This is a genomic window from Paraburkholderia sp. 32 (genome assembly GCF_050435345.1).
Classification (GTDB): domain Bacteria; phylum Pseudomonadota; class Gammaproteobacteria; order Burkholderiales; family Burkholderiaceae; genus Paraburkholderia; species Paraburkholderia tuberum.
The window spans coordinates 712,026-723,643 of record NZ_JBNDKD010000002.1 but is presented as its reverse complement, the minus strand read 5'-3'; the positions used below and the strand labels follow the sequence as shown (position 1 = coordinate 723,643).

Below are 11,618 nucleotides of genomic sequence, written 5' to 3'. Positions count from 1 at the left end.
TAAATTGTGAATATCAAACATTCGATCGTCAGTGTCGCTGGAGTTGTACTGAGTCAGGCGCTCAATTTCGTTTCGATTCTATTGATCGGGAAGTTCTGCGGGCCGACGGCTCTCGGGTATTTCAGCCAGCTCATGGCCGGTGGTCTTTTTATCGGGTCGGTGATCGGCTTGCGTCTGGAGGTTGCGTGCATGGCGGCGGACAAGGCCCAGGCCGTGCGCGCAATGACGAGTTCCAGTGCGGTCGCCATAGGGATCGGCGTGGCGCTCGTGGTGGCCACGGCAGCGGCCGGGCATACGGAATACATACCTGTTATCGGTCTGGCACTTGGCGTGTTCCTGCAACAGGCGTTGTGCGGAGCACTCACCACCGAAAGAAAGTACGCGCAAATCGCGACGATCCGGTTCTTCCCTAATGCTGCGTTCGCCGTCTACTTCGTCTGCATGATGATGTTTTCGAAAGGGGAGTGCACAGGCACCACCGTATTCAACATCTATAGCTGGATTTTTCTGGCCTCGACCGTTGTGCCGGCCGCGATCTGCCTTTACTCGGCGCGCCGGATGATCCCGTCGGCCTTCCTCAGGTTCTCCGCGCTTCAGATCCAGTATGCAAAATTTGGTGTGCCGACCACTACGCTGAATTCATTCGTGATCTATGCGTCCGCCATTTTGATGCCGATGATCTTCGATCATCGTGAAGCCGGCATCTTTGCGCTGGCGTATCGTGTGGGGTACTTCCCTGCGTCCCTCTTGTCGCAAAGTTTGGGCGCTGTCTTCCGCCGCGATCTGATCGATTATTTCGACGGCCACAGAAAAGACAGAGTGAATCCCTCGAAACAGTTTTTTACTATGCTGACGTTTATCAGCATTTCTCTGGTGGCAGCGTGCTATGCAGGCCTTAGCCTGATTATCCACATGAAGATGGGCGACGAATGGGAACCGTCGATGTCCGTGTACCTGATCTTTGTTCCCTATTTCATCACGATGGCGATCTATGGCTCGATGGCTCAGGTATTCATTGTCGCGAACCGGCTGAAGATCGACTTGATGATTCAAGCAGTCAATGCCGTATCGATCTTCCTGATCTTTGCGACGGCTCAATTCCTCGGCGTCGGGTTCATCCACTCGCTTCTTCTGCTCAGCGTCTGTGGAACGATCGTGGCAAGTGCGGGTACTTACCAGGCGCTCAAGATCGGCAAGGAGCCGGACGCTTATTTGAATCGCCAACCTAGTTTTGAAGCGCCGTGATCTCTGCGCTCAAAAATCAGCGACGCTGCAAGTTTAGCTCCTCCACCGCGAGGCGAGTCGCTCACTTGTTCAGGGAAAGAGAATGCGCATTGTAAAACTCCCCGGCATCATCGGCAGGAATGCGAGTCCAGGCGTGTCGGCCGTGGTCTGGTTCATTCTGGTCATCGCACTTTATGCGATCTCCGCGTTTCACGAGAGCACGTTGCCGGCGCGTTTTCTGTTGGATGAACTGGTGATCTTCGACCGGATGAAGACCGTCACGGCTTTCAGGGCGTTTGGCGACTCATTTGACAATCTCGCGTGGCTGTTCAACTTCTTCGGTCTCCAGAGTTTCTCCATTTCTTTGATAGGATTTCTCGCATCGACTATCGGCATGTTTGTCGCCGTCTGGCGTTCCGGTGTCACTTCGCTAAAACCGGCCGAGTTCTTTCTGGTTGCGTTCTGGCTCGCCAATCAGACCGTCTACATCGGCGTTCCATCGAAAGAAATCATCATTTCGGTTCTGGTTCTTCTGATGCTGTTTTACAACTCGTCGCGTGCGATATTGGTTTTGTTTGTCGTCCTGGCAGCGCTGGTAGCCGTGTACTTCAGATCGTACTGGGGCATTACACTGGCCGCAACCGTGTTTCTTTATTTCGCGCCAAACGGCTTCAGAAGGCCGGTTTCATTGATCTTTTTCGCGCTGGCCATGTTTGTGATGGTCGCCTTCGTGTTCCAGAAGGCCTATGGCGAATCACTGGATTTCGCAAGGCAGAACGCCAATGAGTGGCGGGACCCGGAGGAAGTGGGGTCGATGATCGTACAGTTCATTCCAGGCAGTGGTATGTTCATTGGCGTGGCGAACGTCGCCATCACACTGGCGACCTTCGTTTTGCCGGTGCGGTTGATTACGTCGGGTTCTCCGCTGCAAATGCTGGGCGGCATTGGCGTGTTTTTCACTTTTGCGATTGTGTTTATGCGTTATCGCTCCGCGGCGGCGCTATTTCCGGTGGGCCGATTCGAGACGCTTTGTTTTTGTTTTCTGGTCAGTTTCCTGTCAACGCAAGCTATTTTCGAGCCGGACTACGGGTCATTTCTGCGGCATCTTTCGCCGGTGTCGCCGATGATCATGTTTCTCGTCCTGCGGCTCTCGTACGATGAACACATAACGGTATCGGCGCAGAGTGCGTCGCGAGTGAACGACGGCGCCCATCGCCAGTCCACATTGTCGAAGCATCGCAGCGCCTCCTGAATCGCAATGAAGGTCCGCTGATTCAGTAGGCCGTCGATGAAGCACATGATCGTAAACATCGGGGCGAACTATCTGACGCGCATCGGTGGGCACGACGTGACGCTGCGCGCGGCGATCGACAACATCACGAATCGCCGCTACTGGATGTTCCAGTACTCGGACTACATCGCGCCGGGCGATCCGCGCATGGTCAGCGTGAACGCGAAGATCGATTTTTGACCTGAGTTGCGCGGTGTCGCGGGCCGTGGCGGGCTCACTGTGCGCCGCCGGCGCGCATGGCCCGGTATTCCCGCTGCACGATGTCCATCAGCTCCGCCACCGAAGTCAGCGCGCTCTGTTGCTCGTAGGTCACGCGGCCTCGCTGCATCAACATGATGCGATCCGCGATATCGAGCGTCTGCGCATAGTTGTGCATGATCATGATGATCGAGAGGCCGCCTTTTTCCTTCAAGCGCATCAGTAGGTCGATGATGAGTCCCGCCTCGCGCGCGCCCATCGCGGCGAGCGGTTCGTCGAGCAACAGGATTTTCGCGTTCGAATGCACGGCGCGCGCCACGGCGATCGCCTGGCGCTGGCCGCCCGAAAGACGCTCCACGGGCAAATCCACCGAAGGCACGTGCACGCCGATATCGTCGAGGCATTGCGCCGCGCGCTCGCGCATCCGTTTGTGGTCGAGCAGCCTGAACGGCCCGCGCCGCACGATTTCGCGGTTCAGGAACATGTTGTGGTAAATACTCAGCGAATTCGCGAGCGCGAGATCCTGATACACGCATTCGATGCCGAGCGAACGCGCATGATCGACCGAGCGCAACAGCGTCTCCTCGTCGTCGATGTGGAGCGTGCCGCTCGTTTGCTGATGAAAGCCCGTGAGGATCTTCACGAGCGTGGACTTGCCCGCGCCGTTGTCGCCGAGTATGCCGAGGATCTCGCCCTTGCCGAGCGTGAGCGAGACGCCATCGAGCGCCGTCACCGCGCCGAAGCGCTTGACGAGGCTGTCGCCGCGCAGCGCGAGCGGGGCGTTCGGCGCGCTGCGCGCAGCGGCCGTGGCATTGGCGCCCGCGGAGGAGGTTTGCGATTGGTCCATCATCGTCCACCCTTGCGGCGAATGCGCCCGACGTGGATGTTGAAGATCATCGCCGCCAGAATCGCGGCGCCAAGAATGATGTTGAACGTAAACGCGTTGATACCGATCAGTGTAAAGCCGTCGTTCAGAATGCCGAGCACCGCTGCGCCGATGAGTCCGCCCACGATGGTGCCCGAGCCGCCCGTGAGCGGCGTGCCGCCGATCACGGCGGCGGCCACGGCAAGGAACATGATCTGGTTGCCGCCGGCCTGCGGGTCGATCGAGGTAATGCGAAAGGCTTCGAGCATGCCGGTGAAGCCCGCCAGCACCGCGGCGAGGACGAAGTTGCCGAGGCGCAGTCGCTTCACATGTATGCCGGCCTCGCTCGCGCCGAGCGGATTCGCACCCGCGGCCTGCGTATGCAGGCCCCAGCGTGTATGTCGCAACAGCACGTGCATCGCGGCCGCGATCACCAGGGTCCAGATGATCTCGCTGTAGCCCCACGCGCCCATGAACGCGGCGAAGGTGGGCGATCCCGGCGTGGCGGCGGGCGTGCCGCGCGAGATCGTGAGCGTGATACCGTTGATCAGAAAGAGCGTGCCGAGCGTCGTAACGAACGAGGGCAGCCGCAGCCAAACCGACACCGCCCCGTTCACGAAGCCGACGATTCCCGCGGCCACGAGCCCCGCGATCACGGCGAGCCACATCGGCGCGCCCGCGTCATTCGCGAACACCATCATGAATGGCGCGAACGCGAACACCATGCCCGCCGACAGATCGATGTCGCCGCCGATCATCAACATGATTTCGCCGAACGCGATGATCGCCACCGGCGCGATGAACTGCGACAGGTTGACGAGGCTCGCGTTGGTGAGCAGGAAATCGTGGTTTGCGAATTCGAAGTAGGCGGCCAGCAGCACGGCCACGAGCAGGATGCGCAGCTCGGCCGCCCATTGAGACGCGAAGGAAACGCCCGCGCGCCGGGACGCGCGGACCGCTTTGCTGGTTTCGTTCACTGTATTCATCAGGACTTGATTGCGCCGGATCTCGGAACGATTTGCTCCTTGTCGGTCTTGCCTTCAAAGCGCGTCGAGGTATTCAGGTACGGCTCGACGTTATCCTTCGTCACGAATTTCAGGCCGGTGTTGATGTCGGCCGGGCCGACGAGGCCGCCGGAGCTGAGGAACACGAACGCCTCCATCACCGTATAGAAACCCTGGACGTAGGGCTGCTGATCGATGGTGAAGTCGAGGAAACCTTCGTGGATCAGCTGGATCGTGCTCGGCAGCAGGTCGAAGCCGCCGCCGTGCACGCCTTTGGACGGCAGGTTCGACTCTTTCATCACCTGCGCGACGCCCTGCGTGCTGCCCGCATCCACCGCGAACATGCCTTTCAGGTCCTGGTGGCCCAGGTAGAACGCCTTGATCTTCGACAGCTCCTCGTTGACGGTCGCGCCCGTGGCCACGGTCTGGATGTCGATCTTCTTGCCGGACTTCTTGATGGCGTCGCTCGCACCGTCCAGACGCGGCTGGATGTTGAGCTGCCCCGGCGTGGCGATGAACAGCCCGACCATGCCGCTGTCGATCAGACTGACGATGCGCTCGCCCATCTGGTAGCCCGACAGATACAGGTCCTGGCCGATATACGCGAGGCGCGGATTCTTCTTGCCGCGCGGCGCGTCGGCGTTGTACGCGAACACCGGAATTCCGGCGTCGAGCGCGGCCAGGATGGGCTTGTCGAAAGCGCTCGGATCGACGATCGGCACCGCGATGGCGTCGGCCTTCGCGGCAATCGCCGAGTTCACGGCGCGGACCATTTCGCCGGCATCGGACGTGGCCGAGCCGGTCCACTGATAATCCATGTCGAGCAGTGAGCAGGCATCCTGAATGCCGTACTGCGTGGGCACGAAGAACGGGTTGGTGGTGACGTGATTGACGAACACGATCCTCCACTTCTTGTGCGACGGAAAAGCCGTCTGCGCTGCCTGCGCGGTGCCGATCAGACCGCCCGCGCCGCCTAGCGCGCCCATCAGCGAAAGCGCTGCGCCGAGTCCCGCGCCCTGCATCAGCCCCCGCCGCGCCGTGCTGAAACCGTTGCCGCTGCTTTTCTGATCGTCATCCCGTTGCTGTGCCATCTGATCCTCCGGTTCTTGTCTTCATTGGTCGATGTGGTCGACGTTGCGTCGATTGCGTGCAGATGCTGGACGGCACCGGGAGTTCGCGGGGCAGCGCGAGAGTTTGGCGTGGGACGTGCAACCCCGATTCGGAAGCGCTCGATGCGAGCCGTGCGGTACCGCAAAAATGTTAGTGCAGTGCGGTAGCGACTCCTAATCCATGTATACCCGTAACCGTTCCGAAGATTGGGACGCCGGGTCAGGATGCGTGTTTACCACGAGCGGCTGATCGCGCGGATGGGTGCGCGGCGCTCAAAGCTCGCCGCCCGCCAACACCGTCGCCACGTGCTCGCGCAACGTCGGCAGCACCGCGCCCTCGAACCAGGCATTGCGCTTGAACCACGCGATATTGCGCGGCGACGGATGCGGCAGCGGCATCACATGCGGTCCAAACTCGGCCCACCTGACGAGCGTTTCGGTCGAGGTCGGGCCAAACGCGTCGCCGAGGCCAAAGCGCTGCGCGTATTGTCCGATCAGCAGCGTCAATTTCACCGAACGCATTTGCGCGAGCAATTCGCGGTGCCAACGGCCGGCGCACTCGGGCCGAGGCGGCAGGTCGCCGCTCGCGCCGCGGCCCGGAAAACAGAAGCCGATGGGCACGATGGCGAATCTGGAAGCGTCGTAGAAGGTCGTGTCGTCGACGCCGAGCCATGTCCGCAGACGCGCGCCGCTCGCGTCGCTCCACGGCACCCCCGACGCATGCACGCGCGCGCCTGGCGCTTGCCCGATGATCAGAATGCGCGCCCGCGTGGACGCGGCGAGCACGGGGCGGGGCGCGTGCGGCAGCATGGGTGCGCACAGCGTGCAGGCGCGGATGTCGCGAAGCAGCGTGTCGAGTTTCGACGGACGTTTGGTGCTAACAGCCATAAAGCGGTGCGAGGTGACTGGTGCGCAGTCGTGTCGTGAGTCGGCTCAGTTCTGCGCCTGAGCCGGATAGATCAGCGTGCCGTCGGCCTGGGGCTCGGCGCCCGGTGTCATCGTGGCGGCGTTCGTGTGATGTGCGTCCATGATGTGCAGCACGGTTTCATCGTGCATCAGCAGATAGTCCGTAATGATACGCCGGTGGCAGCGCCACCAGACCGCCTCCGAGCACATGATCGCGCAGCGCTGCCGATGACCGAGCGTCAGAAGTTGCGCCAGTCCCTCGCGGAACGCGTCGCTCATTGCATAGTCGGCATAGTTGCGAAAGGCCGGATGCGTCCAGTACGCATTCGGCGACGGCGCGTCATCCTTGCGCCTGCTGCGGCGTCCGCCGAGCGCGGCGAGATGCATGTAGTCGATATGTTCCGGTGCGAGCGAGGCGGGCAGCGTGTCGCGATTGAACTGCGGGTTGGTCCGCGAGCGCGGGATGCTGCGCACGTCGACGAGCAAGGCGATCTGCTCGCCTTTCAGTAAGTCGACGAATTCCTGCAACGGACGCGTCGAGTGGCCGATCGTGAAAAAAGGGCGTTTCGTTTCCATGCGTGCTTCGCCGGCGCCGATAGCGGCGACGATCCCTACAGACTTACAACGTGCGGCGCAGTAACGTCAACTGTGTCCCGATTCAGGGGTTGCACGTGTCATGCCTGACGAGCGCGCGTATCCACGCGCTCGCGAATCGCAAGACCCCGGGGAGACAAGCCGGGTAGCCATCATTCCGGTATCGAGTGCAACCTTGCTCCCGCGAGTCGGAGTTGCAACAATGCACCCGCGACGGCGCCCGCGCCGCACGCAGTCGCCCGCGCATTTTCTTTCGACCCGCTTGCACCATGACCGACGGCCTGCCCAATCCCCAACGTGCGTTTGCGTACATCGCGATCGCCATCGCGATGACGATGTCGGTGCTCGACACCTCGATCGTCAACGTCGCGCTGCCCACCATCAGCAACGACCTCGCGGTATCGCCCGCAAGCGCGATCTGGGTCGTCAACGCGTATCAGCTGGCGATCACGGTGTCCTTGCTGCCGCTCGCGGTGCTCGGGGACAGCCTCGGCTACAAACGGGTCTACTGCTACGGACTCGCACTTTTCACGCTGGCGTCGTTCGCCTGCGCGAATGCGCACACGCTGCTGGTGCTTGCGGTCGCTCGCGTGTTTCAGGGCTTCGGCGCGGCCGGCATCATGAGCGTGAATATCGCGCTGGTGCGCTTCGTCTTCCCGAAGGCACGGCTTGGCGTCGGCGTCGGCTATTCGTCGCTGGTGGTGGCCGTTTCGTCGGCGGCGGGGCCGAGTATCGCGTCGGCGATTCTGTCGGTCGCGCACTGGCAGTGGCTGTTCCTCGTCAACGTGCCGCTCGGCGTGCTGGCGCTGTCGATCGGCGCGCGCACGTTGCCCGCAACGCCGACCTCGGGGGCTCGCCTGAGCGGCCTGAGCGTCCTGCTCAACGCGCTCACATTCGGCCTGCTGATCTCCGGTCTCGCGGCATTCAACCAGGCGGGCGCGACGCAGCGCGGCGCCGCGATGGTCGCGATCGCACTGGTGGCCGGCGTGCTGTTCGTGCGACGCGAAAGCCGGCTCGCGACACCGATGCTGCCCATCGACCTGCTGCGCATGCCGGTGTTTTCATTGTCGATGGCGACGTCGATCTGCTCGTTCGCGGCGCAGACGATGGCGTACATCATGCTGCCGTTCTACTTCGAGCAGACGCTGAAGCTGTCGGAAACACAGACAGGCATTCTGATGACGCCGTGGCCGCTCGTGACCGCGTTGATCGCACCGGTCGCGGGCCGGCTGTCCGATCGGTGGGCGCCGGGACGCATCAGCAGCGTCGGGCTCGTCGTGTTCGGGTGCGGACTCGCGATGCTCTGCCAGCTCGGCGAGACGGCGACGCGTTTCGACATCGTGTGGCGGCTCGCGGTCTGCGGCCTCGGCTTCGGTATCTTTCAGTCGCCGAACAACCGCGTGATCATCGGCAGTGCGCCGCGGCATCGCAGCGGCGGCGCGTCCGGCCTGCAATCGATGGGTCGTCTGCTCGGCCAGTCGAGCGGCGCGGTGGCGGTGTCCATCGTGTTCGGACTCGTGCATGGCCGGCACCTCACGTTGATTGCCGGCATTGCCGCGGCGCTCGCGTTGATCGCGGCCGGCGTGAGTTCGGTGCGGCGTATGACGGAGCACAGCGACGCCCCGCCGGAACAGCAGGCTACGCCAACGCGGTCGGTCTCCGAGCGTTGACGCGGGTGCGGCGTCGTTCCGCCGCCCATACGCCTACGCGAGATTCGAAGGCGCCGCCTTCAGCACGTCGACGTGCTTCGGAATCAGGCCGAGATCGAGGAACGTATCGGCGATCTGTTGCTGCTCGCCGAGAATCGCGCGGGTAATCGGCTGCGTGCCGAACTGCTGACGCTGCACCGCCACGTCCACGACCTGCTTCGGCAGACCCCATAGCCGCGCGAGTTCGCTGGCGAGCTGATCCTTGTTCTGCTTGCCCCACTGATCGACCTTGTCGAGTTCTTCGATCAGGATCCGGACTACGTCGGGATTGTTCGCCGCATAACTCTGCGACGAGAAGTAGAATCCCCGATTGCCGACTACGCCGCTTGCATCGGCAATCACGCGAGCGCCGAGCGATTGCTCCGCCGCGGCGAAGAAAGGATCCCAGATGACCCACGCGTCGATCGACGCCCGCTCGAACGCGGCGCGTGCATCGGCGGGCGCGAGGAACACGAGCTTTACGTCGCCGTATTGCAGGCCATGCTGACGCAGTAGTTTGACGAGAAAGTAGTGGACGTTGCTGCCTTTGTTGAGCGCGATCCGTTTGCCCTTCAGGTCCGCGACCGAGCGGATCGTCGATTGCGGCGGCACCAGCACCGCTTCCGACCGCGGCCGCTTGACGGTCGCCGCCACATAGGCCAACGGTGCGCCGGCGGCCTGTGCGAAGATCGGCGGTGCTTCGCCGACGTCGCCGAAATCGATCGAGCCGACGTTCAGTGCTTCCAGTTGCACGGGGCCCGCCGCGAACTCGGTCCATGTAACCGATACGTTCAGCGGCGCGAGCCGTTTTTCGAGGGTGCGGCGGCCCTTCAGCAGATTCAGGTAACCCTTCTGATTGCCGACGCGCAGCGTGCGCGCGTTGCCTTGCGCGAACGAAAGCGGTGCTGCCGCGGCCGCTGCGGCGCCGAGCGAAAGTTTCAGGAAGGTGCGGCGGTCGTGGAGCGTTCTGTTAATGGACATGACGGACGATACGATCAGGAGGGCAATGAAGAAGGCAGGATGCGCGGCGGCCGAAGCGCCGCGGCGTGAGTCGTGCGTTGTTCGTGCGTCAGGTTAGTGCTGGGGCGCGCCATCCCATGCCGGCAGCGTGGCGCCGTGATAAACGGTCAGGATCGCCGCGGCGACGTTGGTCTGCTGGTAGCTGTCGACGATCGTCTTCACCCACACAGCGTTCGCGTCTTTCGCGTTGACCGCGATGAAGTTGCGGTACGGGTTGCCCGGCACTTTCTCCTGCGCGATGCGTTCCTGCGGAATCTTGATGCCCGCTTTGATCGCCCAGTCGGTATTGACGACGGCAGCGTCGAGGTCGCCAATCGCGCGGCCGACGATGCCGGCGTCGAGTTCCTTGATCTGGACGTGCTTCGGATTCTCGGCGATGTCGCGCGCGGTCGGCAGCAGGCCGACGTCGGGGCGCAGCTTGATCAGTCCATTCGCCTGCAGCAGAAGCAGCGCGCGGCCTTCATTGCTCGGATCGTTCGGCACGCCGATCGCCGCGTCCTGCGGCAGCGCCGCGACCGATTTCACCTTGCGCGAGTAGAGACCGATCGGCTGCAGGTAGGTATAGCCGACCGGCACGATCCGATAGTGGCGCGCCGCGATCTGCGCGTCGAGATACGGCTTGTGCTGGAACGAATTCGCATCGAGGTCGTGTTCCGCGAGCGCTTCGTTCGGCTGCGTATAGTCGGAGAAGGTCGTGATCTTGACGGTGACGCCCTGCCTGGCGGCATTGGCCGCGACCGCACGCCACACGTCTTCGTCCTCGCCGGACATGATGCCGACTCGCACCGTTTGTCCCGCCGCGAGCGCCGGTTGCGCGCTGACGATGCCGCATGTAACGAGAACCGAGAGGAGTGCGGCCTTGAGCGCTTTTGTCGTAGCCATGTTTTGAAAAGAGATCGAAGTGTAGGTCCGGAGATCGTAGAGAGGCGCTCGGTAGTGCACAAATAATATCGAGCGCTATCGTTATCGCGCTTGAGCGTAAGCGGCGGTACGACGTGCATGGCGCTGCTGGAATAAGCCAAGCGCGATCGCCGCGCTGGCATGAAGCGAGCCGCAGCGGGGTTGGCGGATGCCGGATCGTGCGAATGTCCGCTGGCGCGGTTTTCGTTTCAGGTTGCGTGCCGGAACAGATGTGCGGGCTCGCGTGCGTCGTCCGTCATTTGTTCTGGAAAGGCACCCGGTTCTAACCAGGTGGCGGCGGGGAGGGGGCTATGGGAGCCGAAATGGAGGCGCTGTCTGGCAGACCGCGACGGCAGGCGGTCTTCAGGAGCAAGCGCATCAAGCCCGCGGCGGCAACAGTGCCGAAAGCAGCCGGCGCAACTGCGCCAATTCGCTTGCCGTCAGTCTTTCAGTGAGAATGCGCTCGACCTGCTCGACGCGCGGACGCAAGGCCGAGAGTTGCTTCTTACCGGCAGTGGTGAGAAACAGCACATAACTGCGCTTGTCGACAGGATCGTCGGCGCGCTCGATCTGGCCATTGCGCACCATGCGTGCAACGAGATCGGCAATCGTCGAACGATCCACGTCGAGTTTGTCTCCGAGTTGCCGCTGACTGACGCCAGGCGTCTCGTGCAAGACCTCGAGCGCCGCGTACTGCACGCTCGTGATCTCCGCGGAAACCTCGCTCAGCCAGACCGCTGCATGGCGCTGTTGGGCACGGCGCACCAGGCTGCCAGTAAATTTGGGGAGCGCGCCGGCGTCTTCGGGTTTGATCGGCAA

11 protein-coding genes and 1 pseudogene are annotated in these 11,618 nt (G+C 62.4%); 4 read left to right on the top strand and 8 right to left on the bottom strand.

Going from position 1 to position 11,618, the window contains the following annotated elements; genetic code table 11:
* Window positions 1-6 precede the first annotated feature (6 nt).
* From OKW26_RS18730 to OKW26_RS18720, 3 genes and pseudogenes are all read left to right on the top strand, one after another.
* The gene (locus tag OKW26_RS18730) at window positions 7-1,245 is read left to right on the top strand and encodes a lipopolysaccharide biosynthesis protein (protein WP_429354719.1); all 1,239 of its coding nucleotides are present in this window, start codon (window positions 7-9) and stop codon (window positions 1,243-1,245) included.
* An 82-nt stretch (window positions 1,246-1,327) separates the two neighbouring features.
* Complete coding sequence (locus tag OKW26_RS18725) at window positions 1,328-2,476, top strand: hypothetical protein (RefSeq protein ID WP_429354718.1); 1,149 nt, start codon at window positions 1,328-1,330, stop codon at window positions 2,474-2,476.
* Between the two features lie 45 nt (window positions 2,477-2,521).
* Window positions 2,522-2,695, top strand: a pseudogene (locus OKW26_RS18720) (hypothetical protein); the annotation flags it as partial.
* 34 nt (window positions 2,696-2,729) lie between these two features.
* On the opposite strand, the gene OKW26_RS18715 reads toward OKW26_RS18720, so the two are convergent.
* The 5 genes from OKW26_RS18715 to OKW26_RS18695 all read right to left on the bottom strand — a co-directional run bounded on the left by OKW26_RS18715 (window position 2,730) and on the right by OKW26_RS18695 (window position 7,173).
* A complete protein-coding gene (locus OKW26_RS18715; protein ID WP_187613076.1) occupies window positions 2,730-3,560 on the bottom strand; it encodes an ATP-binding cassette domain-containing protein in 831 nt (276 codons plus the stop codon).
* Window positions 3,560-4,564 carry an ABC transporter permease gene (locus OKW26_RS18710; protein WP_090811666.1) on the bottom strand — a complete coding sequence of 335 codons (1,005 nt, stop codon included), beginning with the start codon at window positions 4,562-4,564 and terminating at the stop codon, window positions 3,560-3,562. Before OKW26_RS18710 ends, OKW26_RS18715 begins: the two co-directional genes overlap by 1 nt.
* Entirely contained in the window at window positions 4,564-5,673 is a 1,110-nt protein-coding gene (locus OKW26_RS18705) for a sugar ABC transporter substrate-binding protein (protein ID WP_429354717.1), read from the bottom strand. The genes OKW26_RS18710 and OKW26_RS18705 overlap by 1 nt, the downstream gene beginning before the upstream one ends.
* 291 nt (window positions 5,674-5,964) lie before the next feature.
* Complete coding sequence (locus OKW26_RS18700) at window positions 5,965-6,579, bottom strand: uracil-DNA glycosylase family protein (RefSeq protein WP_184059010.1); 615 nt, start codon at window positions 6,577-6,579, stop codon at window positions 5,965-5,967.
* 45 nt (window positions 6,580-6,624) lie between these two features.
* Window positions 6,625-7,173 (bottom strand): DUF488 family protein, encoded by a 549-nt coding sequence (locus OKW26_RS18695; RefSeq protein ID WP_429354716.1) that lies wholly within the window; start codon window positions 7,171-7,173, stop codon window positions 6,625-6,627.
* 287 nt (window positions 7,174-7,460) lie between these two features.
* On the opposite strand from OKW26_RS18695, the gene OKW26_RS18690 reads away from it, so the two are divergent.
* On the top strand, window positions 7,461-8,861 hold the full coding sequence (locus OKW26_RS18690; protein WP_429354715.1) for an MFS transporter: 1,401 nt from the start codon (window positions 7,461-7,463) through the stop codon (window positions 8,859-8,861).
* A 33-nt stretch (window positions 8,862-8,894) separates the two neighbouring features.
* On the opposite strand, the gene OKW26_RS18685 is transcribed toward OKW26_RS18690, so the two are convergent.
* The 3 genes from OKW26_RS18685 to OKW26_RS18675 form a co-directional block, all read right to left on the bottom strand.
* Window positions 8,895-9,860, bottom strand: coding sequence for a sulfonate ABC transporter substrate-binding protein (locus OKW26_RS18685; RefSeq protein WP_429354714.1), 966 nt, complete (start codon window positions 9,858-9,860; stop codon window positions 8,895-8,897).
* A 93-nt stretch (window positions 9,861-9,953) separates the two neighbouring features.
* A complete protein-coding gene (locus OKW26_RS18680; RefSeq protein WP_429354713.1) occupies window positions 9,954-10,781 on the bottom strand; it encodes a MetQ/NlpA family ABC transporter substrate-binding protein in 828 nt (275 codons plus the stop codon).
* Between the two features lie 396 nt (window positions 10,782-11,177).
* A complete protein-coding gene (locus OKW26_RS18675) occupies window positions 11,178-11,618 on the bottom strand; it encodes a MarR family winged helix-turn-helix transcriptional regulator (RefSeq protein WP_018422184.1) in 441 nt (146 codons plus the stop codon).